Annotated in this window: 28 protein-coding genes; 6 read left to right on the top strand and 22 right to left on the bottom strand. The window is 69.6% G+C overall.

Annotated features, from left to right (window positions below; genetic code table 11):
• Positions 1 to 238: 238 nt before the first annotated feature.
• The gene (locus ABZ552_RS23525) at positions 239 to 1,084 is read right to left on the bottom strand and encodes a redox-sensing transcriptional repressor Rex (RefSeq protein ID WP_281875796.1); all 846 of its coding nucleotides are present in this window, start codon (positions 1,082 to 1,084) and stop codon (positions 239 to 241) included.
• 238 nt (positions 1,085 to 1,322) lie between these two features.
• Positions 1,323 to 1,583, bottom strand: a complete 261-nt coding sequence (locus ABZ552_RS23520; RefSeq protein WP_159841608.1) for a glutaredoxin family protein — start codon at positions 1,581 to 1,583, stop codon at positions 1,323 to 1,325.
• 222 nt (positions 1,584 to 1,805) lie between these two features.
• Here ABZ552_RS23520 and ABZ552_RS23515 point away from each other — a divergent pair, with 222 nt between their 5' ends.
• The gene (locus ABZ552_RS23515) at positions 1,806 to 2,753 is read left to right on the top strand and encodes an HAD-IB family hydrolase (RefSeq protein WP_281881171.1); all 948 of its coding nucleotides are present in this window, start codon (positions 1,806 to 1,808) and stop codon (positions 2,751 to 2,753) included.
• Positions 2,754 to 2,915: 162 nt separating this feature from the next.
• Here the strand turns inward: ABZ552_RS23515 and ABZ552_RS23510 are convergent, their stop codons facing one another.
• The 9 genes from ABZ552_RS23510 to ABZ552_RS23470 all read right to left on the bottom strand — a co-directional run bounded on the left by ABZ552_RS23510 (position 2,916) and on the right by ABZ552_RS23470 (position 11,460).
• Positions 2,916 to 3,923 (bottom strand): lysophospholipid acyltransferase family protein, encoded by a 1,008-nt coding sequence (locus ABZ552_RS23510; RefSeq protein WP_281875798.1) that lies wholly within the window; start codon positions 3,921 to 3,923, stop codon positions 2,916 to 2,918.
• Entirely contained in the window at positions 3,920 to 4,993 is a 1,074-nt protein-coding gene (locus ABZ552_RS23505; RefSeq protein ID WP_357439736.1) for an NAD-dependent epimerase/dehydratase family protein, read from the bottom strand. The genes ABZ552_RS23510 and ABZ552_RS23505 overlap by 4 nt, the downstream gene beginning before the upstream one ends.
• Positions 4,994 to 5,203: 210 nt before the next feature.
• A complete protein-coding gene (locus tag ABZ552_RS23500; RefSeq protein ID WP_003402602.1) occupies positions 5,204 to 5,305 on the bottom strand; it encodes an AURKAIP1/COX24 domain-containing protein in 102 nt (33 codons plus the stop codon).
• Between the two features lie 226 nt (positions 5,306 to 5,531).
• Entirely contained in the window at positions 5,532 to 5,816 is a 285-nt protein-coding gene (locus tag ABZ552_RS23495; protein WP_281875803.1) for a helix-turn-helix domain-containing protein, read from the bottom strand.
• A 163-nt stretch (positions 5,817 to 5,979) separates the two neighbouring features.
• Positions 5,980 to 6,798, bottom strand: coding sequence for a pyrroline-5-carboxylate reductase (gene proC / locus ABZ552_RS23490; protein ID WP_281875805.1), 819 nt, complete (start codon positions 6,796 to 6,798; stop codon positions 5,980 to 5,982).
• 32 nt (positions 6,799 to 6,830) lie between these two features.
• On the bottom strand, positions 6,831 to 7,718 hold the full coding sequence (locus ABZ552_RS23485) for a thioesterase family protein (protein ID WP_357439732.1): 888 nt from the start codon (positions 7,716 to 7,718) through the stop codon (positions 6,831 to 6,833).
• A 136-nt stretch (positions 7,719 to 7,854) separates the two neighbouring features.
• Positions 7,855 to 8,733 (bottom strand): sugar phosphate isomerase/epimerase, encoded by an 879-nt coding sequence (locus ABZ552_RS23480; protein ID WP_357439822.1) that lies wholly within the window; start codon positions 8,731 to 8,733, stop codon positions 7,855 to 7,857.
• Positions 8,734 to 8,848: 115 nt separating this feature from the next.
• The gene (locus ABZ552_RS23475; protein ID WP_357439730.1) at positions 8,849 to 10,429 is read right to left on the bottom strand and encodes a hypothetical protein; all 1,581 of its coding nucleotides are present in this window, start codon (positions 10,427 to 10,429) and stop codon (positions 8,849 to 8,851) included.
• On the bottom strand, positions 10,426 to 11,460 hold the full coding sequence (locus tag ABZ552_RS23470) for a Ppx/GppA phosphatase family protein (protein WP_281875810.1): 1,035 nt from the start codon (positions 11,458 to 11,460) through the stop codon (positions 10,426 to 10,428). Before ABZ552_RS23470 ends, ABZ552_RS23475 begins: the two co-directional genes overlap by 4 nt.
• Before the next feature lie 65 nt (positions 11,461 to 11,525).
• Between ABZ552_RS23470 and ABZ552_RS23465 the strand changes: the two genes are divergently transcribed.
• Entirely contained in the window at positions 11,526 to 12,398 is an 873-nt protein-coding gene (locus ABZ552_RS23465) for a hypothetical protein (protein WP_357439726.1), read from the top strand.
• Positions 12,399 to 12,506: 108 nt separating this feature from the next.
• Complete coding sequence (locus tag ABZ552_RS23460; protein ID WP_281875814.1) at positions 12,507 to 12,836, top strand: hypothetical protein; 330 nt, start codon at positions 12,507 to 12,509, stop codon at positions 12,834 to 12,836.
• Positions 12,837 to 13,028: 192 nt separating this feature from the next.
• Here ABZ552_RS23460 and ABZ552_RS23455 read toward each other — a convergent pair whose 3' ends face one another.
• The 3 genes from ABZ552_RS23455 to ABZ552_RS23445 all read right to left on the bottom strand — a co-directional run bounded on the left by ABZ552_RS23455 (position 13,029) and on the right by ABZ552_RS23445 (position 15,499).
• Positions 13,029 to 13,718, bottom strand: a complete 690-nt coding sequence (locus ABZ552_RS23455) for a response regulator transcription factor (protein ID WP_039802162.1) — start codon at positions 13,716 to 13,718, stop codon at positions 13,029 to 13,031.
• Positions 13,715 to 14,950, bottom strand: coding sequence for an ATP-binding protein (locus ABZ552_RS23450; RefSeq protein ID WP_281875816.1), 1,236 nt, complete (start codon positions 14,948 to 14,950; stop codon positions 13,715 to 13,717). Before ABZ552_RS23450 ends, ABZ552_RS23455 begins: the two co-directional genes overlap by 4 nt.
• Before the next feature lie 141 nt (positions 14,951 to 15,091).
• Positions 15,092 to 15,499 carry a helix-turn-helix domain-containing protein gene (locus ABZ552_RS23445; protein ID WP_281916467.1) on the bottom strand — a complete coding sequence of 136 codons (408 nt, stop codon included), beginning with the start codon at positions 15,497 to 15,499 and terminating at the stop codon, positions 15,092 to 15,094.
• A gap of 91 nt (positions 15,500 to 15,590) precedes the next feature.
• Here ABZ552_RS23445 and ABZ552_RS23440 point away from each other — a divergent pair, with 91 nt between their 5' ends.
• Positions 15,591 to 16,250: an NAD(P)-binding domain-containing protein gene (locus ABZ552_RS23440; protein WP_357439722.1), complete on the top strand. Its 660-nt coding sequence runs from the start codon at positions 15,591 to 15,593 to the stop codon at positions 16,248 to 16,250.
• 11 nt (positions 16,251 to 16,261) lie between these two features.
• Here the strand turns inward: ABZ552_RS23440 and ABZ552_RS23435 are convergent, their stop codons facing one another.
• The 8 genes from ABZ552_RS23435 to ABZ552_RS23400 all read right to left on the bottom strand — a co-directional run bounded on the left by ABZ552_RS23435 (position 16,262) and on the right by ABZ552_RS23400 (position 25,063).
• Positions 16,262 to 17,563 (bottom strand): DUF6596 domain-containing protein, encoded by a 1,302-nt coding sequence (locus ABZ552_RS23435; protein WP_281875819.1) that lies wholly within the window; start codon positions 17,561 to 17,563, stop codon positions 16,262 to 16,264.
• A gap of 15 nt (positions 17,564 to 17,578) precedes the next feature.
• Entirely contained in the window at positions 17,579 to 17,998 is a 420-nt protein-coding gene (locus ABZ552_RS23430) for a YciI family protein (protein ID WP_281875820.1), read from the bottom strand.
• Positions 17,999 to 18,183: 185 nt separating this feature from the next.
• Positions 18,184 to 20,241 (bottom strand): CocE/NonD family hydrolase, encoded by a 2,058-nt coding sequence (locus ABZ552_RS23425; protein WP_357439719.1) that lies wholly within the window; start codon positions 20,239 to 20,241, stop codon positions 18,184 to 18,186.
• A 215-nt stretch (positions 20,242 to 20,456) separates the two neighbouring features.
• Positions 20,457 to 21,194, bottom strand: a complete 738-nt coding sequence (locus ABZ552_RS23420; RefSeq protein WP_281875822.1) for a phosphoglyceromutase — start codon at positions 21,192 to 21,194, stop codon at positions 20,457 to 20,459.
• A gap of 81 nt (positions 21,195 to 21,275) precedes the next feature.
• Complete coding sequence (locus ABZ552_RS23415) at positions 21,276 to 22,166, bottom strand: ROK family protein (RefSeq protein WP_281875823.1); 891 nt, start codon at positions 22,164 to 22,166, stop codon at positions 21,276 to 21,278.
• A 67-nt stretch (positions 22,167 to 22,233) separates the two neighbouring features.
• The gene (locus ABZ552_RS23410; RefSeq protein WP_281881173.1) at positions 22,234 to 22,728 is read right to left on the bottom strand and encodes a YbjN domain-containing protein; all 495 of its coding nucleotides are present in this window, start codon (positions 22,726 to 22,728) and stop codon (positions 22,234 to 22,236) included.
• Between the two features lie 5 nt (positions 22,729 to 22,733).
• The gene (mshA, locus tag ABZ552_RS23405; protein WP_281875825.1) at positions 22,734 to 24,164 is read right to left on the bottom strand and encodes a D-inositol-3-phosphate glycosyltransferase; all 1,431 of its coding nucleotides are present in this window, start codon (positions 24,162 to 24,164) and stop codon (positions 22,734 to 22,736) included.
• Between the two features lie 77 nt (positions 24,165 to 24,241).
• On the bottom strand, positions 24,242 to 25,063 hold the full coding sequence (locus tag ABZ552_RS23400; RefSeq protein WP_281916464.1) for an alpha/beta hydrolase: 822 nt from the start codon (positions 25,061 to 25,063) through the stop codon (positions 24,242 to 24,244).
• A 69-nt stretch (positions 25,064 to 25,132) separates the two neighbouring features.
• Here ABZ552_RS23400 and ABZ552_RS23395 point away from each other — a divergent pair, with 69 nt between their 5' ends.
• Both ABZ552_RS23395 and mscL read left to right on the top strand, forming a co-directional pair.
• On the top strand, positions 25,133 to 25,870 hold the full coding sequence (locus ABZ552_RS23395) for an SDR family NAD(P)-dependent oxidoreductase (RefSeq protein WP_357439714.1): 738 nt from the start codon (positions 25,133 to 25,135) through the stop codon (positions 25,868 to 25,870).
• A 104-nt stretch (positions 25,871 to 25,974) separates the two neighbouring features.
• Positions 25,975 to 26,466, top strand: coding sequence for a large conductance mechanosensitive channel protein MscL (mscL, locus tag ABZ552_RS23390; protein ID WP_350356354.1), 492 nt, complete (start codon positions 25,975 to 25,977; stop codon positions 26,464 to 26,466).
• Positions 26,467 to 26,470 lie beyond the last annotated feature (4 nt).

Raw genomic sequence — 26,470 nt, 5'->3', positions numbered from 1 at the left:
CCGGGCCTGACCGCTCATGCTGTATCCGTTTCCGGCATGAGCGGGGCCCTGCGTGGTCACGCTGCGCTGCCGCCTCCGGGCCTGACCGCTCATGCTGTATCCGATTCCGGCATGAGCGGGGCCCTGCGTGGTCACGCTGCGCTGCCGCCTCCGGGCCTGACCGCTCATGCCAACACCGTCCCGGCACGAACGGAACGCTCCGCCGTGCTGTGCTGCATGATTCGCTCGCTGCGCTCACTCATGGTGTGACCACCGATCCCTTGCTGCTTGGCTCCGTTGCCGTATGCGAGGTTGTCGTATGCGGGGTTGTCGAGTGCTGGAGTGCCGGGTGCGCCTGCGCCGCGTGCGGGGTCGGCAGGCGGTGCGCGATGCGGCCGGATCCGGCGTGCGCGACCTCCGGCAGCGGGGACTGCTCGGCGTTGCGCACCCGTTCGAACGACAGCATCTGCATCTCGACGGCCAGGTCGACGCGCCGGACCTCGACGGTCGCCGGTGCGACCAGCTCGCAGGGCGCGAAGCTCAGAATCGACTGCAGACCCGACGCGACGAGCCGGTCGCACACGTCCTGGGCCGCGTCGTCGGGAACCGTGATGACCGCGATGGTCGGCTCCAGCTCGGCGACCGCCGCCGCCAGCTCGGCCACGTCGCGCACCACCAGGCCGGCGACCGGCATGCCGATCACCTCGGGGTCGCTGTCGAGAATGCCGACCACGGTGAAACCGCGCCGCTGGAACCCGCCGTAGCCGACCAGGGCCCGGCCCAGATTCCCCGCGCCGACCAGCACGACGCGGTGGCCCTGCGACAAGCCGAGCACGTCCTCGATGCGGGAGCGGAGCTTGGCCACGTCGTAGCCGACGCCGCGAACTCCGTTGGGGCCGAGGAAGGAGAGATCCTTGCGCAATTTGGCCGAATTGACACCCGCCGCGACAGCCAGTTCCTCACTCGATACGATGGCAACACCGTCGTCGGCCAACATGGCGAGGACCCGAAGATAGGTAGCCAGCCGCGCGACGGTGGCCTGCGGGATGTCCTTCTGCAGAGCCCTGCCGGAGACGCCGCTCGGCGCCTCATGCTGCTCTGTCACGTCGTCGGCTCCTCGTCCCGGGCCTCGGGCTCCGGTTCGTCGCTCGACCCGCTGCCCCGGGGACGGTCCGGTGCCAGGGTGTCGAAGTTTCGGATTTCGGGGCGGCTCCGCAGCCTCGGCATGCGGGTCGCGTGCCACCACCGTAACTGCTTGTGAAGCCCTGCACAAAGTCGGTGAAATTGGCCTCATTTTCCGCCGCGACCAGCACAGCGGCCGAATCGGACGGAAAACGGCGCGCTCAGCGCTTCAGGTCCGCCCGCAATCGGGTCTCGTCGACATCGAAATAGCTGTGTTCGCGGCCGTCGAGCAGGACGACGGGAAGCCGGTCGCCGTACTCCGCCCGCAGGCCAGGGTCGGTAACGGCGGCTTCGTCGACGTCGACGGTGCCCGGTTCGATACCGAATTCGGCGCAGATCACGCGCAGCTGTTCCAGTGCTGTCGCACACAGTCCACAGCCCGCGCGAGTCAGCAATGTCACCGAATGTGTGGGATTGGTCATGACCGGAATTTAATCCGCGGCCCGCGCGCCGGGCGGCCCGGTACGCGCCACGCGAATGTGTCGCGCGCCGCCTTCTGCCGTGACTGTCGGCTCATCCGGCTACTGTTGACATGGTTCGCGCGACGGGCGGAGGTACTGGTGCCGGAACGATCGAAGGTGGCGAGGGCCGGATTCATCGCGGGACGATTCGGTGAGTTTCCGGCGCGGTGGAACCTGACCCAGATGGGCCAGGGGTTGCAGGACCAGCTCGCCCGCATCTCGCGCAGCCCTTTCGGCCCGAGTGAAGAGGAATTGCGGGCCAATCTGGCCGGTGAGGCGAGCGCCGATGCGGCGCTGACGCTGCACGACGCCGAACTCGCCGCGGGTGAGTTGGAAGCCGTCGGCCCGGAGGCCCCGCGCGATCTCACCGCGGCCGCGTTCTTCGACGTCGACAACACCATGGTGCAGGGCGCGTCGATCGTGCATTTCGCTCGCGGTCTGGCGGCGCGCAAGTACTTCAAGACCTCCGATCTGGTGGACGTCGCCTGGAAGCAGGTGAAATTCCGGGTCACCGGCAAGGAGAGCAGCACCGATATGGCCAGCGGCAAGGAGAAGGCGCTGGCGTTCATCGCCGGGCGCTCGACCGCCGAGCTGGCCGAGCTGGGCGAGGAGATCTACGACGAGATCATCGCCGACAAGATCTGGCCCGGAACGCGCGCGCTCGCCCAGATGCACTTGGACGCGGGCCAGCAGGTGTGGCTGGTGACCGCGACCCCGGTGGAGCTGGCGCAGGTGATCGCGAAGCGGCTCGGGCTCACCGGAGCGCTGGGCACCGTGGCCGAGAGCGTGGACGGGAAGTTCACCGGGCGACTGGTCGGCGACATCCTGCACGGCCTCGGCAAGGCGCACGCCGTGCGCACGCTGGCGATTCGCGAGGGCCTGAACCTCAAGCGGTGCACCGCCTACTCCGACAGCCACAACGACGTGCCGATGCTCTCACTGGTCGGCACGGCCGTGGCGATCAACCCCGACTCGGATCTCCGCGAGGTCGCCAAGAACCGCGGCTGGGAGATCCGCGACTTCCGGACCGGCCGCAAGGCCGCCAAGATCGGCGTGCCCACCGCCCTGGCTTTGGGCGCGGCAGGCGGCGCGGTCGCCGCGGCAGTTACACGCCGTCGTGATGATCATTGATGGACCACCAGAGCGGAACGACGAACATCATCCGTGCGGCACGCCCCTTTACGGCCGGGCGCACTCCGATGCTGGAATGCCGAACGCGCCCAGCGCACTGCAACCACCGGTTTCGAGCGAAGCGAGATCGAGCATCCGCCGTTCGCGCGGAGGCGCGGCCGATTAACCAGTGAAGACGTTGCGGCGCTTGGTGAGCAGCTTGTAGAGCGTCTGCTGGATGGTCTCGCGGACCTGGTCGGTGACCTCGAACATGGTCATCGGGTCGTCGGCGGCTTCCGGCTCGTAGGGCGTGGTCGGGATGGGGGTGCCGAACTCGATGTACCACTTGGACGGCAGCGGCACCGCGCCGAGCAGGCCCAGATGCGGGAACAGCGGCGTCACCGGGAAATACGGCAGGCCGAGCAGCCGGGCCAGCGGCTTCAGATCGGCCAGCTTGGGGTAGATCTCCTCGGAGCCGACGATGGAGCACGGGATGATCGGCACGCCGGTGCGCACCGCCGCGGCCACGAAGCCACCCCGCCCGAAGCGTTGCAGCTTGTAGCGATCGGTGTACTGCTTGCCGACGCCCTTGAACCCTTCCGGGAACACCCCGGTCAGCTCGCCGGAGCGCAGCAGCCGTTCGGCGTCCTCCCGGCAGGCCAATGTGTGGCCCGCCCGGCGGGCCAGCACCCCGAGCACCGGCGTCTCGAAGATCAGGTCGGCCGCGAGCAAGCGCAACGCGCGCTGCTTCGGGTGCCGGTCGTGCACGGCGAGCTGTAGCATCAGCCCGTCCAGCGGCACGGTGCCCGCGTGATTGGCCACGATCAGCGCGCCGCCCGCCTCCGGGAGGTTGTCCATCCCGCTGACCTCCACCCGGAACCACAGGTCCGACAGCGGCCGCAGGGCGGGCAGGATGACCGACTCGAGCAGATGCTCGTCGAAACCGAACTCGTCGACCTGGTAGTCGCCGGTGAGCCTGCGGCGCGCGAAATCCGCGGTCTTCGTGATCTGCTTGCCGAGCGCGCCGCGCAGCATTCCCGACAGCGACTGCGGCGCGGCGGGCGTCACCGCCGCGCGGCGCTCGACCAGCGAGGTCACCGGACTCGGCGCGGCCAGGCGTCGTGGCGCAGGCCGCTGGCGCGCCTCGATCTGGAGGTCGTGGAGTCGGATGACTTTCGCTACGTCATTCATTGGTGTGCTCCCGTACCGGCCCCGAGCAGGCCGAGCAGTTTGTGTTCTGCGGCGTCGATCCAGGCTGGATCGACCACGGGCCGCAACGCTGCGCCCCCGATGAAGTCGTCGAACGCCTGCACTGTCGTCCAGCGCGGCACGAACCCGAGTTCGGTGCGCATGCGCGTGGTGTCCAGGCCACAACCGAAGTGGAAATAGTCGAGCTGTTCGGCGGAGAACTCCCGCATCACCGGGCCCATGAGCAGGCGGCCCGCGGTGCGGAACACCGTGAAGGGAATGGGCAGTTCGATCCGGCCTGCCCGCCGGACCGCCTGGGACAGTGACAGCGCGCCGTCGCCCGCGATGTTGTACGTACCCCCCACCGTACGCCGCGCCGCGTGCGTCAGCGCGGCCACGGCGTCCTCCTCGTGCAGCAACTGCATCCTGGCGTCCCGGCCGAATACGGTGGGCGTCACCGGCGAACGCAGATATTGCACGCCGCGAGCGGCCAACCGCGGGCCGACGATGGGTGCGAACCGCAGAATGGACGCGGCGATATCGGGACGTCGCCGGGCGAGCCCGCGAACGTAACCCTCTATATCGATCATGTCGCGAGCAAACCCGCCGCGCGGCGGTGTGCGCGCGCTCATTTCCTCGCTGAATTTCGCGGGATCCTTCGCACTGCACCCGTACACCGCCGACGAGGAGCGCAGTACCACCCGGCGCACCGAAGACACCTTCTGACACACCGCGAACAGCTGCATCGCGCCGAGGACGTTGTGATCCTTCATCACCGCGCGACCGCCGCCCGCGGGCGGGCGGGTCAGCAGGGCGGTGTGCACCACGGTGTCCACCTCGGCACCATCGATCACCTTACGGATCAACGGGTTTCGAATGTCCGCTCGCACGAATTCGGCGCGGCCCATGCGCCGCTGCAGCTCTCGGCTGGGCGTCATGGTGTCGACGGCGAGAATGCGCTCGATCCCGGGATCCTGGGCCAGCCGGGCGACGACCGTGCCACCGAAGAAGCGGCTGGCCCCGGTGACCAGCACGACCTTCGGCGCGTTTCCTTCCCGACCCGCAGAACCCACCGGCACCCGCTTTCCCTTGCCAGCCGCCCTTGTGATTATTCCCAGTGCCTAGCGTAGCGGCTGCCTACCCGCTCACCGAGAGTATTAACCAGGATCTAACGATGACTTCAGTCACGTGATACAAATGAGGATTTCAAAATTTCAAATTTCAAACAAAAGAGCCCGTCACCTATTGGTGACGGGCTCCTGCGGCTACCACGCAGCGATGCCTTACTTGCCGAGTTTGCGCCGCTGCACACGCGTACGGCGAAGCAGCTTGCGGTGCTTCTTCTTCGACATGCGCTTGCGGCGCTTCTTGATCACAGAACCCATAGGGTTGTCCTCGCGTTCTCTCTACTCGGCGCGCACGTTGCCCGTGCGCGATTGCCGGACGCCCGTCCGCCGAGTCCCCGGCCGACGGGCCGGGGTCACTCGGCAAGCTCACGCCCCGTGTCCGCGCCGCCGGATACCACGGGGCAACGAACAGCGATGCCACCGGCGGGCGAACACGAACCGAGGAGCTATCGTACCGGCCCGCCCCGATGGTCTCGAAACCGCCTCATCCGGCGTCGAAATAGGACGTTTCCAGATAGTCGTGCACCGCCTTGGCGTGCACTCGGAACGATCGGCCGACGCGCACGGCGGGCAACTCGCCCGAGTGCACCAGCCGGTAGACCGTCATCTTGGACACCCGCATCAGATTCGCCACTTCGGCGACGGTGAGAAACTGGGTGCCGCCGCCGAGCACGGATTGCCCCTGTGTCGCGGCCTCACGCTGTGTACGGGAATTCCCCCGACCGCCCGCGGGACCGGAGCCGCCGGACCCTCCGGAATTCGCAGACATCTTGTTCGCAGACATCATTGCACCATTGACCTCCGGCACGTCCGCGCCGCCGGCTTCCCCACCGGCGGAACAGACACGCACGTGCTCCTTGAAGCTTAGCGGGACCAGTGGTGTTACTGCGACGGGAGTGAGAAATCGGGTTTTCCGATTTTAAACAGACCGGTCACTCCGCTGACGCGCCCTGTTCCAGCGACCTTTCCTTGGCCGCCACGAGGGCTTCGTAGAACGCCGAGCGTAGTCCTCCGCGCTCGAGCTCGCGGATCGCGGCCGCGGTGGTGCCCGCCGGTGAGGTCACCGCGGCGCGCAGTTCCGCGGCGGTCTGCGTAGAACTGTCGAGCAGGGCGGCCGAGCCGACCATGGTCTGCACGACGAGCTGGGTGGCCACGTCCCTGGTCAGCCCGAGCCCGACGCCCGCCTCCACCATGGCCTCCACGACCAGGAAGAAATAGGCGGGCCCCGATCCGGACACCGCGGTGACCGCGTCCATCTGGCTCTCCGCCACGGTGACCACCTTGCCGACCGCGCCGAGCACCTCGCTCACCAGTTCCAGATGCTGCTCGCGCGCGTAGCGGCCCGGCGCGATGACGCTCATGCCCTGCCCCACCAGCATCGGCGTATTCGGCATCACCCGCACCACCGGGAACCCGGCGGGCATCTTGCCCTCCAGCCGGCCGGTCGGCACACCGGCCGCCAGCGAGACCAGCACTTGATCGCGGTCGCTGCCGATCTCCGCCTTGCCCAGCGGCGCGAGAACCGCGTCGACGTCGTTCGGTTTCACCGCGATCACCAGCAGATCCGCGCCGATCGCGGCATCCGCCAAATCGTCGGTGACCCGGATGCCGAAGCGTTCGGCGAGCTGATGGGCGCGTTCCCGATGGGTCTCCACGACGACCAGGTCCTTGGTCAGCCGCCCGGACTCGAGCAACCCGGCGACCAACGCCTCCCCGATGCGCCCGCCACCGATCACCGCAATTCTCGTCATGGGCCTCAAGGCTAGACGGCGCGCGCCGAAGCTCAGCGCTGGGGAACGAGCGCCAGCTGACGACTCTGCGCGACGACCGCGCCGGTGGAGTCGAGCACCAGCTGGTCCTCGTCGAACATGCGCCCGCCCACCTCGTGCGTGGTGGCGATGATCCGCAGCCAGCCCGGCGCGGGCCTGCGGCGCAGGTAGGTGGTCATCTGCACGGTGGGGGCCCAGCCGAAGTGGCCCAGGTTCACCGGCACCGGCGGGCTCATGTCGGCACACATCATGGCGAAGTACATCGCGACGTCGGGGTCCTGTTCGTCGCCCGGTCGCGGGCGGATCCACATCCGCAGACGCGGTTCGCCCTTTTCTCCGTCGAGGAAGCGGGCCCACTCGCGATCGAGGTAGATCTCGGCGCCCTGGCCGACGTGCACGATGTCGCCCATCTGGGAACCGGGCTCGTAGCCGATGGCGTCGGCGGGCGGCTGCACGGGCATGTCGGAGTGCTGCGGCGCGTAGCTCGGTTCCGCGTCGTCGAGACGGCTGAAGGTCAGCGCCGTGCGCACCAGGACGCGGCCGTCCTGGATCAGGTCGGTGTCGGCCAGGCAGATCTGGCGACCGATCTTGCGGACGCGCACCTCGTACTCGACCTCGCCGGGGTCCGGGGCGCCGAGGAAATCGGAACTCGCGGCGATCGGCGCCATGCCGACCAGCGCCGGATCTGAGGCGCGCAGCCAATTCGTGGCCGCCGCGGCGCTGCCCGCGACCATCGTCCCGCCGTGCACCTTCGGGCCGATGGTCCAGATGTCGTCGATGACACCCAGATAGCGGCCGGTCTCCGCGGTGGCGGGCGATGCCTCGCGCACCGCGCACACCCGGCTGAACGGTGCGTCGGTCGTGGCCGCCGGGCCGAATTCGGCCGTCAGCTCCATCGTCATCCTCACTCCTGTCCGTCGACCTCCCCCCGATGGCGCCGTTGGCGGATGCGGCCCGCATCGTCGCCGGAGGGTTCGTACAGCGTACAACGCGTTCCGTGCCGAACCGCATCGCCGCATGGCGCAGAAGCGACGAGCGTCACATCGGGCGGTCGGGCGACCTCCGGCTCGCACCGGCCGAGGTGGGCGCGGCGGCCACGACCAAGTGCTTGCGGGCGAAGGCCAGCGTGCGGTGCAGCATCTCGGCCCGCTCCTTGGTGGTGCGCGCGTTCTGCGTGTTGATCTCGGCGACGACTTGGCCGCTGAAGCCGGTACGGACAAGATTCGCGCACACCTCGACGCACGGCTGGGTGCCCTCGCCAGGAACGAGATGCTCGTCGTGCGCGGCGCCCCGGCCGTCGGCCAAGTGCAGATGGGCCAGTCCCGAGCCCATGCGCGCAGCCAGCGCCAGGGGATCGGCTCCGGCGGTGGCGGTGTGCGACAGGTCCAAGGTGTAGTGGCGGAAGCCGGTGTCGGTCGGGTCGTAGGAGGGGCTGAAGGCGGTGACCGCCGGGCCGGGACCGCCACGGCGCTCCAACCGTTTCACCGCGCCTTCGCGCCGGCCGAACAGCGTGTCGGCCCGCATCGGGAACATGTTCTCCACGGCCACGATCACCGGGCTGTTCTCCTCCAGCTCGGCCACCTGCGCGGCGAACCCCGCCGCGTAGCGGCGCTGCCAGCGGAACGGTGGATGCACGACCACCGTGCTCGCGCCCAGCGCCTCGGCGGTGTGCACACTGCGCTCCAGCTTGGCCACCGGGTCCGACCCCCACACGCGCTGCGAGATCAACAGGCACGGCGCGTGCAACGCGAGCACTGGAACGTCGTATTTGCGCGCGTAGGCCTGCACGGTGGCGATGCTCTGGCTGGCGGGCTCGGCCCACACCATCAGCTCGACGCCGTCGTAGCCCAGCTCGGCGGCGTACCGGAACGCGGCCTCCGTATTCTGCGGGTACACCGAGGCGGTCGAGAGCCCCACCCGGATCGGACGCGGCCGGGCCGCACTCTCGTCTTCTCCCGGCGGCCCGGCGTCCGTGCGCGTCCCCGCCCCGGTCTCGTTCGCTTGTCCGATATTCGCCACGACTGCTCCCTGCTCAGTTCGTGCTGAGAAGAAAGGCCAGTGGCCCCAGCGTCACGAAGATGCCCACGACGACGGCGATCACAGTGCTGAGGATGTCGTCGGTCCTGCGCAGAATCCGCACGAGGGCCACCAGGCCGAGAATCACGATCATCGCCAGCGCGAGCGCCACCCAGGGAAGCATCTCCCACATGCGCTCGAAGCCCTTGAACAGCAGCATGCCCGCGACGGCGGCGCCGGTGCTCTGGCCGCCGAGGATCATCCATTGGCGCCGGTTGTCGTCGTCCTCCGTCTTCCTGGCCGTCCGGGACCGGCGCGACGCGGCCCGGGTGGCGGCGCGGGGTTCGCCGGGGAGATCGTCCTCGTCGTCCTCGTCCAGCTCGATCGGCTCGTAGACGTCGGTGACGCCGTCCATTTCCGCGACGTCGACGGCGGGGCGCCCACCGCGCCCGCGCCGCTGCGCCGCCCCGCGCTCGGCCCGGTCGACGCCATCGCGCAGCAGGTCGCCCGCGACCGTCTGGCCGGAGAGCAGCTGCTGGTCTTGGCTGGCCAGCGACCATGCGGCGGTCGAAAGGCCGCCGGATTCCGGCGCGGGATCGGGCTGTGGCTTGTGCCGCCGGGCCGACCAGGCCGGGAGACCGTTCTCGCCGACGCCCTCGCGACGGGCCGATCTGCGATGCCCGTCCGGCTGCGGCTCGGGAGGAGCGGGTCTGCTCGGCTTCGGTCTCGGATCGGGCGGCGGCGGGAGCGGTAGCGGTTCCGACTCCGGGGCGAATCCGCCGGTGGACGGTGACCACGCCGCGGTGGACGGGCCGAGATCCTCGGCCGCTTCCGCCGCCTCCGCCGCTCTGCGCCTGGCCGCGCGACCGCCCCTGGCGCCATTGCGCTCGGGAAGGGCTGAGCGGCCGAACGCGGAGTCGTCGAGTTCGGCGTGGCTGTTGCGCCCCGGTTCGCCGATACCGCGATCGGGCAGCGCTCCCCCGCCGAACGGCTCGGGCGAGACATCGTGCCAGGAGCGGACCTCGGTGGCCTGCTCGTCGGGTTCCTCCCGCCTGCGCCTGCGCCCCGAACGCGGCGGCGTCTCGGGCAGCGGGTCGGGGACGTACGGAACGGAGGCGGCCGAGAACAGCTCGGACACCGGGGTATCGGGCGACAGCGGGTCGAACGACGAGCCGTGCCGCGCGGAAGGCATCTCCCGCCCTGGCATGACCCGGCTGGATCTACCGGGCGGCGGATCGGACTGCGGCGGGTCGGGCTGCGCGTAACCGGCCAGCGGGTCGTACATCGAGATCGGGCCCGACATGGGCGAATACGACGACAGGTCGGGCTGCGGCTCGGGCGAGTAGGACACCGGCTCCGGCGCGGGCGGATCGAACGAGGGCGGCGCGTAGGCCTGCTCGTCGGCGCCGGCATCGGGCGCCGCGTGCGCGGAGTGACCGCCGCCTTCCCGGATGACCGGCAGGTCGCCGGTGAGTTCGGCGACGGAGATGCCGCGCCCACTGCGGCGGCGCCTGCCACCGCCGGACGAGGCGCCGCTCTGCTGGCCGTTGCGCGCCAGCAGTTCCGCGACCGACAACTGTTTGGAGTCCTCACTCATGACGACACCGTCCCGATCGAGCCCGGCGCCGGGGCGCCGCTGCCGGACGCCGGCCGACCGTCTCCGGTCGCCGAGCCCGCTGAGTACGTTGCTTCGGGTCCACCATTCATATCGGTATCCAGTTTGCGCAGGATGAGCCCTTCACGCAGCGCCCACGGACAAATCTCCAAGGAATCCAGCGAAAGTGCCCGCATACTCGCCTCCGCGACCAACGCACCGGCCACCAATTGCTGTGACCGATCGGAACTTACGCCTTCCAATTCTGCACGGTCCGCCGCGGTCATCCGCGAGATGAACGCAATCAGTTGGCGCAGGCCCGAGCTCGTGAGTGTACGACGCACCCGCGGGCCCGCCGCCGAGGGCGCCGCTCCGGTCAGGCGGGCCAGGGACCGGAACGTCTTCGACGTGCCGACCGCGAGATCGGGCTTACCCGGCTCGAGCAGCTTCTTCGCCGGTACCACCAGCTCGGCGTCGAGCCAGTCGCGCAGCACCGCCACCCGGCGCTTGCCGGGCGGATCCTCGCGCAGCCATTCCCTGGTCAACCGGCCGGCGCCGAGCTGTAAAGAGAGCGCGACATCGGGTTCCTCGTCGCCGCCGTTGGTCATTTCCAGCGAGCCGCCGCCGATGTCCAGGTTGAGGATGCGCCCGGCGCTCCAGCCGTACCAGCGGCGTACCGCGAGAAAGGTCAGCCGCGCCTCGTCGACGCCGGTCAGCACCCGCAGATCGACGCCGGTCTCCGCGCGCACGCGGCCGAGGACCTCGTCGGAATTGGCCGCTTCCCGCAGCGCGGAGGTGGCGAACGGCATCAGTTCGACGCATCTGGAGGTCTCGGCGATGCTGGCGAATTCGGCCACGGTGTCGATCAGCCGCCGCGCGCCCGCCTCGGTGATGCACCCGGCGTCGTCGATGTTCTCCGCCAGCCGCAAGGTGGCTTTCGTCGAGCTCATCGGCAGGGGGTGACCGCCACGGTGCGCGTCCACCACGAGCAGGTGAACGGTATTGCTTCCGACATCGAGTACCCCAAGCCGCACATGAACACGGTACTGGGTGATGCGGCACTTCAACCCAGGCGACCGAACTGTTAGCGTCCTATTTCGTGACGGTAGGCGCATCCCCGAGCAGCCCGACCCGGCCCCGACCAGCGGGGAAGATCGACCCAGCCCCCGAAGTCGACCCCGACTTTCCCCGTGAGTGGATCGAGTTCGTAGACCCGGCAAACGACGAGCACGTGATCGTCGCCGACCTGACCTGGCTGCTGTCGAGGTGGACGTGCGTCTTCGGCACCCCGGCTTGTCAGGGGATCCTGTCCGACCGGCCGGACGACGGCTGCTGCTCGCACGGCGCGTTCCTCTCCGACGAGGACGACCGGAAGAGGCTGGCTCGCGCCGTGAAGATGCTCACACCCCAGGACTGGCAACTGCGGGAGGAGGCGACCAACCCGCAGGGCAAGATCACCAAGGGCGGCTATCTGGAACTCGACGAACTGGACGACGAGCCCGCCCTGCGCACCCGGCGGTTCGAGGGTGCGTGCATCTTCCTCAACCGTCCCGGCTTCGCCGGCGGGGTCGGCTGCGCCCTGCACACCATGGCGCTGCGGCGCGGCATCGAGCCGCTGGAGGTCAAGCCGGACGTGTGCTGGCAGTTGCCGATCCGCCGCACCCAGGACTGGGTGGACCGGCCCGACGGCGTGCAGATCCTGCGCACGGTGATCACGGAGTACGACCGCCGCGGTTGGGGGCCCGGCGGAGCCGATCTGGACTGGTACTGCTCGGGCTCGCCCGACGCCCATGTCGGCAGCAAGCCGGTGTGGCAGTCCTACGCTCCCGAGCTGACCGAACTGATCGGCGCGCCCGCGTACGCCGAGCTGGCCCGGCACTGCAAGCGCCGCGAGGGCTTGGGCTTGATCGCCGTCCACCCGGCGACGGTGCACGCCGATCGCATGCGCGATTCGGCGGATCCGTTCGCCTGAGCGTTTGCCGATCGAGCGCTCGGTTGGGAGCCGTGGGCGGTCCGGTTCGGCGGGTGGTTCACCCCGTCGCCATGCGAGCTTTACCCGGATCGGGTTTGATGTGCCGTTATGTCCAAGAAAGTTCTCACCGTGGCGACCATCGCCCTGGGCGCCGCCCTCTCGCTGACCGGAGTAGCCCACGCCGAGCCGAACGGCGATCCGCACAAGTTCTACGACTTCACCACGGAGTTCGTGGCGGCCACCGACCCGGCGGCGGTCAACGCCAAGGCCGCGGGCAAGCTCCTGATCGCGAGCCCGTACGGCACCTCGCACACCATCGCCTGCCGTGGCACCAACACCGCGGACCTCTACGACTGCATGCAGGAAGACGATCTGGGCTGGATCACTCTGCAGAAGACCGAGACCCCGCTGGGCACCACCTGGATCTACTTGCCGTAGCCGCCTCTCCGCGTCTTCAGGCCGTACTGGTCGGGAGCGCGAAATTTGCGTTCAGGTCCTGCGTTGGATGCCACGCGCGTTCTGGGCGTCCCCGGCGAGTTACCCATGTGCTCACGAAATCAGTTGTTGCGTTTCGTGAGCACATGGGGCGTCGGCGTGGATCGAGGCCGGAACTGACCTCGCTTCGGGGGTCTACGCTTCGAGTTTGTAACCGAGGCCGCGCACGGTGACCAGGTGTTCCGGCTTGGCCGGATCCGCCTCGATCTTCGAGCGCAACCGCTTGACGTGCACGTCCAGGGTCTTGGTGTCACCGACGTAGTCGGCGCCCCACACGCGGTCGATCAGCTGGCCGCGGGTGAGCACCCGTCCGGAATTGCGCAGCAGGTATTCGAGCAGATCGAACTCCTTGAGCGGCAGCGTGACCGGCTTGCCGTTCACCATCACGGTGTGCCGGTCGACGTCCATCCGGACCGGACCGGCTTCCAGCACGCCGCTCTCGTTGGAGCCCTCCAGCTCGTCGCCCGCGCCGCGGCGCAGCACGGCGCGGATGCGCGCGATGAGTTCACGCGCGGAATACGGCTTGGTCACGTAGTCGTCGGCGCCCAGTTCCAGGCCGACCACCTTGTCGATCTCGCTGTCGCGCGCGGTGACCATGATCACCGGGACGCCGCTGCGGGTGCGCAACTGCTTGCACACGTCGGTGCCGCTCATGCCGGGCAGCATGAGGTCGAGTAGGACGATGTCCGCACCGGACCGGTCGAACTCGGCGAGCGCGGATGGCCCGTCACCCACCACGGTGACCTCGAAACCCTCCTTGCGCAGCAGGAACGCGAGCGGATCGGCCAGCGACTCCTCATCCTCGACGATCAGAACACTCGTCATCTGCGTGCCTCCACACCATTCGGTCGGCCCGGCCCGGTGGGACGCGGGCTTGTTTCTTTCGTGCCCACCACGGCGCCGTCGTGGTCGTCGTCGGCGCCTGCTTCGTGGTGGGCGGGTATGCGCAAGGTGAACGTCGATCCGGTGCCCAACTTGCTCCACAGGGTGATTTCCCCGTTGTGGTTGGCGGCCACGTGTTTGACGATAGCCAGGCCGAGACCGGTGCCGCCGGTGGCGCGGGAACGCGCCTTGTCGGACCGGAAGAAGCGCTCGAACACCCGCTCCTGGTCTTCCTTGGCGATGCCGATGCCGCGGTCGGTGACCGCCATCGCCACGTGATCGCCGCGCAGCGAGCGGCTCACCGAGACATGGGAGCCGGCCGGTGAGTAGGCGATCGCGTTCTCCACCAGGTTGGACAGGGCGGTGACCAGCAGTGTTTCGTCGCCGAGCACCTCGAGGCCGCTCGGGCGGTCGGTGCTGACGGTGATCCCGGCGGCTTCGGCGGCGGTGCGGGAACGATCCACGGCCTGCATCACCACGGTGTCCACGTCCACCACCTCGAGTTCGGGCAGTTTCTCCGCGCCTTGCAGGCGAGAGAGCGCTATGAGTTCGGTCACCATCTTGCCGAGGCGACGCGATTCGCCGAGCACACGCTGACCGAAGTGTCGCACGGCCTCCGGGTCTTCGGCGGATTCCAGGAGAGCTTCGGCGAGCAGGCTCATCGCGCCGACCGGGGTCTTGAGCTCGTGACTGACGTTCGCGACGAAGTCGCGACGGGTGGCCTCCATGCGGGCCTGCTCGGAATCATCGTCGGCGAACAGCACGGTGAAGGTGGTCTCCTCGCGCGACAGCTGCCGGGCGACGCCGCGCACCGCGATGCGGCCGCGGCCGGGGACCGGATTCTTCGCGGTCAGGTCGAACTCGGCGGATTCGCCGGTGGCCAGCACCTTCTCCACCGCGGCCCAGGCGCGCTCGTCGAGCAGGCGATTGCGGACCAGCCCGAGTTCCTCCGCACGCGGATTGACCAGCACCACGTCGCGGTACTCGTCGACGACGGCGATCCCGCTCTCGGAGGCGAGCACGATCAGGTCGAGGACCTGGGACATGGTGAGACCGGACTCGGCCTGCCTGCGCGCGGCCTGCCTGGCATTCACATACGGGATCAATAGCCCGCCGACTGCCAGGCCGACGACAGCCGCCAAGATGGCCAGCAGCACGGCCTGGGGAACACTCACACTTGAATCGTACGGTCGCCGACCGGTCGGCCAACGCGGGGTACACGAAGTTTCGCGCAGGTCATGGCCCCTTCCGGCCCCGTTAGCCGCATGTTTACGCACTGTTCGACGTTGCGTACCCGCAGCGTATTCACCGACCGGTCAGTCCGCTTGGTCGTCGGCTCCGGCGAGCGCCTCGTTCACCGCGCGGCCGTGTTTGTCCACCCAGTCGCCGAGGGCGTAGATCGGCACGAGCAGATCCGCGCCCGCGGCCGTCAGCTCGTACTCGACGCGCGGCGGCGCCTCGGCGTAGCGGCGGCGGCGCACCAGCGTCATCCGTTCCATCCGGCGCAGCGTCTGCGTCAGCATCTTCTGGCTGATCCCGCCGATGGCCGTGCGCAGCTCACCGGGACGCATGGGGCCATCGCGCAGCAGGTAGACGATCACCGGCAACCAGGAGTTGCCGAAGATGTCCACCCCCATCCGGGCCGGGCAGTCGGATTCGAAGTCGCCGTAGGGCGCGAATTCCACCCGTTCGGCGGTGACCGGTTCGATCGGTACTGCGCTCACGGTTCCAGCTTGCCAGCGCCGTTGCGCACCCCGGAGTGCGTATCGGGGTTCCTAGCCTCGTCGGCGGAAACCTTTCGAGTGAGGAGTTCGGATGCGAATCGGAATCATCGGCGCGGGCGCGATGGCGCGGGCGCTCGGCGGCGGCTGGCGCGCGGCGGGTCACGAGGTGCTGGTCGGCGCCCGGAACGCCGGGGCCGCGGCGGAACTGGCGGACGCGATCGGCGCGCGGGCCGGAACGATCGGCGACGCCGCGGTTTTCGGGGATGTGGTGCTGCTCGCGTTGCCGGTGCCCGCGTTGCCGGAAGTGCTGCGCGCCGTCGGAGAGCTGCTGACCGGCCGCACGGTGATCGACTGCACGAATGCCTTCGCCCCGGACGCCGCCGCGCCCGAGGGGGCCACCGCGTTCGTCCTCGCGGAGGACGCTGTCGCCGAACGGATCACGGCGCAGGCGCCAGGGGCGAAGGTGGTGAAAGCGTTCAACCTCTGTGCCGCCGAGGTGTGGCAGGCGACGGCGCGGGTCTTCGACGAGCGTCGCTTGGCGGTGCCGCTCTGCGGCGACGACGCGGCCGCGGTGCGAGCGGTCGCGACGCTGGCCGAAGACCTCGGCACACAACCTTTTCCGGCGGGCGGGCTGCACCGGGCCCGGTACCTGGAGGCGACGTCGGTGTTCGCCGTCGGTCTCTGGTTCGCCGGGCACGACGTCCGCTCGATGTTCCCGCCCTTGGCGGCCGCGTTCGCCGTCGCGGACTGACCGCGGGCCGCTCAGGCCGGATCGGCCGCGTCGAGGCCCGCGAGCTTGCGCTCCAGCACCACCCGCTCGCGCTGGTTGCCGCACAGCCCGAGGGCGCGCTCCAGTTCGGTGCGCGCCTCCTGCGTGCGTCCCAGCCGGACGAGCAGTTCACCGCGAACGCTCGGCAGCAGGTGTGACCGCGCGAGCGCCTCGGTGGCCGCAAGCTCGTCCACGATCGGCAGCGCCGCGGCCGGTCCCTGCGCCATAGCGACCGCCACCGCCCGGTTGAGGTCGACCACCGGCGACGGCGCGAGCCGGCCGAGCGCCTCGTAGACGAGCACGATGCGCTCCCAGTTCGTCTCCTCGACCGACGGGGCGACGGCATGGCATTCGGCGATCGCCGCCTGCAAGCCGTAGGCGCCCAGCCCCCGGCCGGCCTGCTCGGCGCGGGCCAGGGCGGCTCGGCCCCGGCCGATCGCCGCCCGGTCCCAGCGGCGGCGGTCCTGGTCTTCCAGCAGCACCGGCTCGCCGTCCGGCCCGGTACGGGCGGGGAAACGCGCCGCGGTCAGCTCGAGCAGCGCCAGCAGGCCGTGCACCTCGGGCTCGTCCGGCATCAGCCGGGCCAGCACCCGGGCCAGGCGTAGCGCCCCGCTCGCGAGGTCGAGCCGGATCAGATCCGCACCGGAGCTGGCCGAGGACCCCTCGGTGAAGATCAGGTAGACGACACTGAGCACCGAGCCGAGGCGCTCGGCCCGTTCGTCGGCCGCGGGCACGGCGAACGGCACCCGGGCCGCCGCGAGGGTCTTCTTGGCGCGCGTGATCCGAGCCTGCACGGTGGCGGCCGGAACGAGGAACGCCTTGGCGATCTCGTCGCTGGTCAGACCGCCGACCACCCGCAAGGTGAGCGCCACCCGCGCCTCCCGCGACAGCACGGGATGGCAGGAGACGAACATCAGGGCGAGCAGGTCGTCGTCGATCCGGTCCGGATCCCAGAGCACATCGTGGGCGTCCCGGACGGGATCGGCCGGTGGGCCACCCGAGACGGCGCCGCCTTCGCCCAGGTCCCGGGCGAAGGCGGCGTACCTCTCGTCGAGGGCGGAGCGCCGGCGGAACGCGTCGATCGCGCGACGGCGGCCGACGGTGAGCAACCACCCGGCGGGATTGCGCGGCACCCCCTCCCTCGGCCAGGTCACCAGCGCTTCGGCCAGCGCCTCCTGCGCCAGGTCCTCGGCCAGCGCGAAGTCGCCGGTGTAGCGGGCGAGCGCGCCGACGATCCGGGCCGACTCGATCCGCCAGACGGCGGCGACGGCCGCACGGCCGGTGTGGTCACCCATCGCCCCTCGATCCGTTCAGAGCTGACCGGTGGCCTCGCGCCACGCCCGCTCCTTCTGGATCCACACGTTGTCCTGCGGGAACTCGTCGATCGTGGGAACCCGGCGGATCTCGGTCTTGAAGCCGGGGCCGGTGACCGGCATCCGCTTGGCCCACTCGATCGCCTCCTCCTTCGACGCCACGTTGAGGAGGTAGAACCCGCCGAACAACTCCTTGGTCTCGCCGTACGGGCCGTCGGTGACGACGGGGGTCTCGGCGGAGTAGTCGACGACCACGCCCTCGGCGGCATCCTCCAACCCCTCCGCCGCGAGCAGCACGCCCGCCCGGATCAGCTCGTCGTTGAATTTGCCCATGGTGTCGATCATCTGGTTGAAGTCGGTGTTCACCATGCTGGCGTAGGCCTCGTCGGTGGCGCGCATGATCAGCATGAATTTCATCGTTGTCTCCCTGACTGTCCGGGTCCCTTACTGGACCCTCTCACCCATAGGTCGAACGGGAGATGCAGACGATCGACACACGCGCGGAAATTTTTTTCCGCCTGTTCCACAGACCCGGTCGGAGCGTGCACCCTCACCCATACCCCGCGGCGTCAACCTTGATGCGCGAGGGAGCACGCCCCGGTCTACCAGCCCGGATTCCCCCGGACCGGGATGTTGACGAAGCTCGGACGAGCGGGATCCAGTTCCAGATGCTGGGGCCGCAGGCCGGTGTCGATCAGCATCGGCAGAATCGGCAGGCCCTTGGGGAAGTTGCCCGCGTACACGTCGACGCGCAGGCGATGGCCCGGCTGCAGGAGCGCCTCGGTGGCGGGCAGCGCGATGTCCAGCGTGGTCACTTCGCCCGGGACCGTCGGCTGCCGCTGCTCGAGCGAGGTGTACGGCCGCGGGTCGGTGTAGTCGCCGTTGGCCGACTTGCTGCTGTTCGCCTCGTCGATCGCGCGCAGCGAGGCCATGAGCTGCCCCGACGACAGCACGCTGGACTGCCCGTCCGGCGCGACGTCGTTCACGGTGACCACCCAGTAGCCGTCGGCCGCGTCCTGGACGGTGTTGAGTCGCACCGCGATCCGCCCGGAGATCGAGGTCGGCTCGGCGACCGGGGCGCTGGTGAAGGTCAGCCCGTTGAGTTCCTCGACCCTGGAGTCCTTGGCGCAACCGTCGATGACCGACAGCACACCGGCGGTGCCCTGGGCCGCGTCGTTGGAGCACAAGCTGGTCAGGCCGGGTGCGACCGTCAGGCGGGCGGGCTCGCCGCTGCCCTCGGGGCTGAGCGAACCGTCGTAGACGCTGGCGGCGGTGCCGCTGCGCGCGGCAGACAGATACATCCTGCGGTGCACCGCCTGCGCCGGATCCGCCGTAGCGGTCGGCGCGGCGAACGAATCGGTGGTGATCCAGCCGCCGCCCTGCTGGCGCAAGGTGATCGGGCCGTATTGGTCGATGCCGTTGTCGACATCCTTGAGCCACTTGTCGAACCACGCGCGCTGCAGCACGTCCAGCCGCGGCGGCAGGCCCGGCTTGCCGTACTCGTTGCCCGAGTTGAGGTGGTAGGTGTTGCCCATCAGCAACTGCTTCTGGCCCGGCGGCAGCGGAATCTCGTTGTAGATCTTGGATTCCGAGTAGGTGAACAGGTCGTGCCAGCCGCCGGTGACGAAGGTCGGCGTCCGGATGCCGCCCGGATCACCGAGCCAGTCCTGCCGCGGCCCGGAGCCGTCGGTCAGCAATTCCTTGGCGCGCGGGTCGAGATCCTCCAGACGCGCGGTGGTGTAGACGTTCAGCAGGACGTCCATGAACGTCAACGGGTCGCGGGCGCGGTCGGCCAGCCACGTGGTGTCCAGTTGACCGTTGAGCACCGAGGCCAGGTCCGGGATCAGCTTGAGGCCGTTGATCGCGGTCAGCCACAGCGGAATGAAGTTGAAGCCGAAGCCGCCGCCCGGCGCCAGCACGTCGTTGACCAGGTCGCTGCCCGGCACCACGGGGAAGATCGCCTGCAAGGCGGGCGGCCGCTGCTCGGCGGCCTGCACCTGGTTGATCCCGGAGTAGGAGATGCCGTTCATGCCGACGCGCCCGTTGGACCACGGCTGCCGGGAGGCCCAGTCGATCACCTCGACCGTGTCCTGCTGTTCGCGCCCGCGCAGCATGTCCCAGACACCCTGGGAGAACCCGGTACCGCGCACGTCGACGACCACCTGGGTGTAACCGCTCTTGATCAGCTGCCGGTCGACGGTGAAGTTGCGCAATTCGCCACCGCCGAACGCCTTCGTCAGATCGGTGACGCCGGACAGCGGGGTACCGCTCATGTCGATCTGCCGGAAGAACTCGATCAGCGCGTCGGACAGGCCGGGTATCGACTGCGCGTGATCGGCCAGGTTCGAGACCAGCTTGGTGTACGGCGTGAGGTTGACGATCGTCGGCGTGGGCGCGTCGACCGGGCGGCCGGAGGCGTCGGCGGGGCGGTAGACATTGCCCTTCAGGACGGTCCCGTCACTCATCGTGATGGGAACGTCCCACTGGATGTGGATGTTGGGGTACTGCTGAGGGCCGTCCTGGGTGGCCGCCCAGGCCGCTCCCGCGGCGCCGCCGTCCGGACCGGTAGGCGGCGCGACGGCATCGGCGCCGCCGGCGAGGAAGGGAACGAGCATCGTGACGGCAACTGCCGCCACCGTGGCCCGCAACGCGTGCTTCATCGGACGTGATCCACCTCTCGGCTGGTCGAACGACCAGAGTGTACCTATCTACTTGCCGGTAAAAACAGTGGGTAACTTAATCCGGCGCAGCCGCGTCGCAGGTCGATGTCAGCGCACCGGCGTGTCGCCCGGCAACGCTGTCGCCCGCGGGAAAAACGACAACGCGCCGCCACCCCGGCGGGGCGACGGCGCGTCGCAGGTTCGCGCTGTGCGGGCTATTTGCCGCCCTGCCCGGCGACAGCGGCGGCTCCCGCGGCGGCCGCCTCGGGATCCAGGTACTCGTGCGGGCGCACCGGGCGGAGGTTCTCGTCCAGCTCGTAGCGCAGCGGGATGCCGGTGGGGATGTTCAGGCCCGCGATGTCGTCGTCGGAGATCCGATCGAGGTGCTTGACCAGCGCGCGCAGCGAGTTGCCGTGCGCGGCGACCAGCACGGTCTTGCCGGACAGCAGGTCCTTGGAGATGGTCGACTCCCAGTAGGGCACCATCCGGTTGACCACGTCCAGCAGGCATTCGGTCTTCGGGACGTCGATGCCCGCGTAGCGCGGGTCGCCTTCCTGGCTGTACTCGTTGGCCGGGTCGATCGGCGGCGGCGGGGTGTCGTAGCTGCGGCGCCACAGCATGAACTGCTCGTCGCCGTACTTCTCCCGGATCTGCGCCTTGTTCTTGCCCTGCAGCTCGCCGTAGTGCCGCTCGTTGAGCCGCCAGTCCCGGATCACCGGGATCCAGTGCCGGTCGGCGGCGTCCAGCGCGATGTTCGCGGTGGAGATCGCGCGGCGCAGCAGCGAGGTGTAGACGACATCCGGCAGGATGCCGTGCTCGGCCAGCAGTTCCCCGGCGCGCTTGCCCTCGGCGATGCCCTTGTCGGTCAGATGCACGTCCACCCAGCCGGTGAACAGGTTCATGGCATTCCATTCGCTCTCGCCGTGGCGCAGCAGCACGAGGGTGTACGTCATGCGGTCATCCTCCCATGCGCGCTCGACCCGGTCGCATCGGTTCCCGCCACGCCGCCCCGGCCCGCGCGGGAAAGCGCGAAGTCAGACCGGTTCCTCGACGGCGAGCACCCCCGCGCCCGCCAAGGTGGCGCCGTGGGTGATCTCGGAGAGTTCCACTCGCAGCCCGCGCAGGAACTTCAGCCCGGCGTGCGCGTCCAGCGCGGCGCGCAGCGGATCCCACAGCGGCGCACCGGATTGCGCGAATCCGCCGCCGATCACCACCCGGTCGACGTCCAGCAGGGCCGCGGCCGACGCGATGGCCGTGCCGAGCGCGGTGCCCGCCCGGCGCAGCGCGGCGACGGCGAGTTCGTCGCCCGCGTGCGCGTCCGCGGCCAGTTGCGCGCCCGTCGCGCCGGACCAGCCCTGCTCGCGCGCCCAGCGCACCGACGACATGCCGCTCGCGACCGCTTCGACGCAGCCGCGGCCACCGCAGCCGCAGGGTGTGTTCCAGCCGGGCACGACGATGTGGCCCACGTGCCCGGCGTTACCGGTGCGCCCCAGCAGTACCTTCCCGTCCGCGACGATCCCGCCGCCGATCCCCGACGACACCGTCATGGCCAGCGCGTCCGGCACCCCGCGCAGCGCGCCGAGGCGATGTTCGGCCAGCGCCAGACAGGCGCCGTCGATGGCGAAACGAATCGCGGCGGCGGGGAACAGCTCCTGCACGGCGGCGACCACCGGAAAGCCCGCTTTCCACTCGGGAATGTTCAACGGACCCGTGACACCGGTCCGCACGTCCACCGGTCCGGCCGCACCGATCCCCACCGCACCGACGGGTTCCCCACCGGCCACCGCCAGGAGCAGCTCGCGGCAGGTTTCCCACACGCCGGCGTCCGGCACGTCCACCCGGCGCACGTCGCGCACCTCGGGGCCGGGGCCGACCACCCCGGCCGCGAACTTCGTCGCGCCGATGTCCAGAGCGAGAATCGCCAACGCCGTGTCCCTTCGCCGATCCGAGCCGCCTGCGATTGTCACCCGGCGGGCCGGGTCCGGCGACCGGCTACGGCTTGTCGGCGGAGTCGACCAAGTGCTCGAAAGCGCGCAGGTTCTGCAGCGACTCGCCGCGCGAGACGCGCCACTTCCATTCCCGCCGAATGGATTCCGCGAAGCCGAGTTCCAGCAGCACGTTGAAGTCGGCGTCCACGGCCTCGAGAATCTGCCCGAACACCCGGTCCAGTTCGTCGGCGGTGACGGCGTGCGCGGACATGCGGCCCACCAGATAGATGTCCCCGACCCGGTCGAGGGTGTAGGCGACGGCGTAGAGCCTGCGGTTGCGGCGCAGCAGGAATTTGTAGACGCCCTCGAAGTTCTCGTCCGGCTTGCGGCAGACGAACGCCTCGAACCGCAGGCCGTGCTTGCCCACCGTGACCATCACCGTGGTCTTCAGCTTGCGCTCGCCGGGCAGGACGACGACGAACGTCTCCTCCCCCGGGCGGGTGTACTCGATCTCTCTGTCGCGCAGCGTCTCGTCGATGAGCTGCGCGGTCACCTGTATCTCGTTCACCGGCGTACTCCCATCCGGCGCCGCCACAGCGCCCGCGATCTGGACTGGCTGGTCTCACCGAGCAGGGCGGCCGTCCGCTCACCGGCCGGGCCGGTGGCGACCCGGTCGTAAGCATCGTCCCGCACCACGCTGTGTGCGAGGACGCCGAGCCCCGTCCGCTCGTCCCGGAAACCGGCAAGAGCCGCGGCGTAGCTGGCGAGCAGCCCGTCGGCGGTGTGCGCCCAGGAGAAATTGGCCGCGTGCGTGACGGCCTGCTCGCTCATCCGATGCAGCCGATCGGGGTCGTCCAGCAGGTGGCGCAGCGCGTTCGCCCAATCCGTGGTGCGATGTCCCGGGACCAGCAGGCCGGACACTTCATGCCGCACGGCCGTGCCCAGGCCGCCCACATCGGCGGCCAGCACCGGAGTACCGCTGGCCTGCGCTTCGATCGCGACCAAACCGAAGGACTCGTTGTAACTCGGCACCGCCACCAGGTCGGCCGCGCGATAGATCTGCACCAGCCGCTGCGGCGGCTGCGGGGGCAGGAAGCTGACCCGATCGGCGATGCCCAGTTCGGCGGCCAGATCGATCAGCGCGTGGGGCCGCTCCAGTCCGCTGCCGGACGGACCGCCCACGATCAGCACGCGCAGTTTGCGATCCGGGTCGGCCCGCAGCACCTCGGCCGCGGCGCGCACCAGCACATCGGGCGCCTTCAGCGGCTGGATCCGGCCGACGAACGCGACGATCCGCTCGTCGGCGGCCAGTCCGAGTTCGGCGCGGGCGGCGGCCTTGTCACCGGGGCGATAGCGGGTCAGGTCGGCGCCGGGCGGGACGACGTCGATGCGCTCGGGATCGGCGCCGTACAGCTCGACGAGCTGACGGGCCTCTTCGGCGGTATTGGCGACCAGCCGGTCGGATTCGGCGATCACCTGTTTCTCACCGATCTCGCGGGTCGCCGGTTCGGGACAGTCGCCTTCGGCCAGCGCGGCGTTCTTCACCGCCGCCAGTGTGTGCGCGGTGTGCACCAGCGGCACCCGCCAGCGGTCCCTGGTCAGCCAACCGACCTGGCCGGACAGCCAGTAGTGCGAGTGCACCAGGTCGTAGTGACCGGGCAGGTGCCTGGCTTCCTGGCGCAGCACCTCCGCGGTGAAGGGGCACAGCTGGGTGGGCAGATCGTGCTTGTCCAGCCCCTCGAACGGGCCCGCCACCACGTTGCGCACCAGCACGCCGGGCGCGGCCTCCTGGACGGGCGGGACGTTGGAGGCCGTGGCCCGGGTGAAGATCTCCACCTCGGTGCCGCGCCGGGCCAGCTCGACGGCCGTCTGCAGAACGTAGACGTTCATGCCGCCCGCATCGCCGGTACCCGGCTGAGCGAGTGGTGAGGTGTGCACCGATAACACGGCGATACGGTTCGGCCGTAGGCCCGGGCGCTGGCTCACACTATCCATAGTGCACGTTGCGTTCCCCGGCCCAGACACGCTATCCGCGGCAAGTGAGAGCTATCACAGGGCAGACATGAGTCCGATCACAGGCTCTCGGCGAACGCACCGACCTCGGCGACGAAGCGGGGGCGGTCCTCGATGAACAGCCCGTGCTGGGCGCCTTCCCAGAACGACGCGCGCGCGTCCGGGGCGGCCTCGACGATGTAGCGGCCGTTCTCGATCGGGACCACCCGGTCGGCCGTCCCGTGCAGCACGAGCACCGGAACGTCCAGCGCGCGCAGCGTCTCGGTGTTGTCGACGGTCCGGTAGAACAGCGCTTTGCGCACCGCGGGCGGAGTGGCGAGACTGGCCCCGAACAGGCGCTGGGCGTCCGGGCCCTTGTCCGTGCCCGGTCCGGTGTTGGCGTTGCCGAACACGCCGAAGGCGCGCACAGCCCGTCCCGCGCTGTCCTCGAAGACGCCGGGGATGGCCTCGCGCATCATGTCGCCGGTCGCCGCACCCGGCACGCCGGGACCGATGTTCGCCATCGAGCCGGTGTAGACGACGCCCGCGACGGCGTCCGTGCCGTAGGCGGTCAAGTAGTCCGACAGCACGATCCCGCCGTAGGACCAACCGAGCAGCACCGCGCCGGACGCGATGCTCTCGGCCGCCAGCACCGCCGCGACGTCGGCCGCCCAGTTCTTCGGATCGTCGTAGCCCGCCGCGGGCGCGTCGGAGTAGCCGTGGCCGCGCAGGTCGACGGCGATCACCCGGAAACGCGCCGCGAGGTCGTCGGCGGCCGCGCCCCAGCAGCGCAGATTCGCCGACCAACCGTGCAGCAGCACCAGCGGCCTGCCGTGCGCCGGACCGCTCACCCGGTAGACGATGTTCGTCCCGTCCGCACTCACCACGTCCCGAATAGCCATGCCCCGAGGCTAACCGCGCGCGGTGACCGGGCCGCGCCCGGCAAACCTCGCGCACCTAGGATCGCTGGCATGAGCACTCGCACCGCCGTCGTCACCGGAGCCAGCTCGGGGATCGGGGAGGCCACCGCCCGCGAGCTGGCGAAGCAGGGCTATCACGTCTACGTCGGCGCGCGCAGGCTCGATCGTCTGCGCCGCCTGGCCGACGAGATCGGCGGCACCGCAGTCGAACTCGACGTCACCTCGGACGAATCGGTGCGCGCGTTCGGCGAAGCGGTCGAGCGCGTCGACGTGCTGGTCAACAACGCGGGCGGCGCCAAGGGGCTGGCTCCGGTGGCCGAGGCGGACCTGGACGACTGGCGCTGGATGTGGGAGACCAACGTGCTCGGCACGCTGCGTGTCACCAAGGCCCTGCTGCCGAAGCTGATCGCTTCCGGCGACGGGTTGATCGTCACCGTCACGTCGGTGGCCGCGTTCACCGCCTACGACAACGGTTCCGGTTACACCTCCGCCAAGCACGCGCAGGCCGTGCTGCACCGCACGCTGCGCGGTGAGCTGCTCGGGCAGCCGGTGCGACTGACGGAGATCGCTCCCGGGGCGGTGGAAACCGAGTTCTCGCTGGTGCGTTTCGGCGGCGACGCCGACCGGGCGGCCAAGGTGTACGAGGGCATCGACCCGCTGGTCGCCCAGGACATCGCGGAAGTCATCGGGTTCGTCGCGTCGCGGCCCGCGCACGTCAACCTGGACCAGATCATCATCAAGCCGCGGGACCAGGCGGACGCGGGCCGATTCGCCCGCCGCCCCGCGTAGCGAACGACTCGGCCGGTGCCGTCGGTCCGGCCGCGAAATGCCGGGACTTCGCTGTTCGCCCGGAGCCGTTAGCATCCGTGCAGCCGCAAGGGCAAGGACATCGGATGGGAGTGATTCGGCTCATGTTCAAGGGCTTCAAAGAGTTCCTGATGCGCGGGAACGTCATCGACCTCGCGGTCGCCGTCGTGATGGGCACGGCGTTCACCTCCGTGGTGACCTCGGTGACGAAAGGCGTCGTCAATCCGCTGCTCGCGGTCTTCGGCAGCACCAACCAACTCGGCCTCGGCGTGCAGCTGATCCCCTCCAAACCCGCCACCTTCATCGCCATCGGCCCGATCATCACCGCCACCATCGATTTCGTCATGGTCGCCGCGGTGCTGTATTTCGTGCTGATCCTGCCGATGAAGACGATCAAGAACCGCTTCGGCACCCCGAAGGCCGCCGAGCCCACCCAGATCGAGCTGTTGACCGAGATCCGCGACCTGCTCGCCGAGCGGCACGACGCGATCCACGCCGAACGCGCTGCCAACCGCGAGGTCGAAGCGGAGCACTCGGACGACCGCGAGGCCGAACCCCAGAACGTGAAGGTGCGCTAGAACC

The organism is Nocardia sp. NPDC019219 (genome assembly GCF_040632645.1).
Taxonomy (GTDB): domain Bacteria; phylum Actinomycetota; class Actinomycetes; order Mycobacteriales; family Mycobacteriaceae; genus Nocardia; species Nocardia sputorum.
This window is presented reverse-complemented; position numbering and strand designations above follow the sequence as displayed.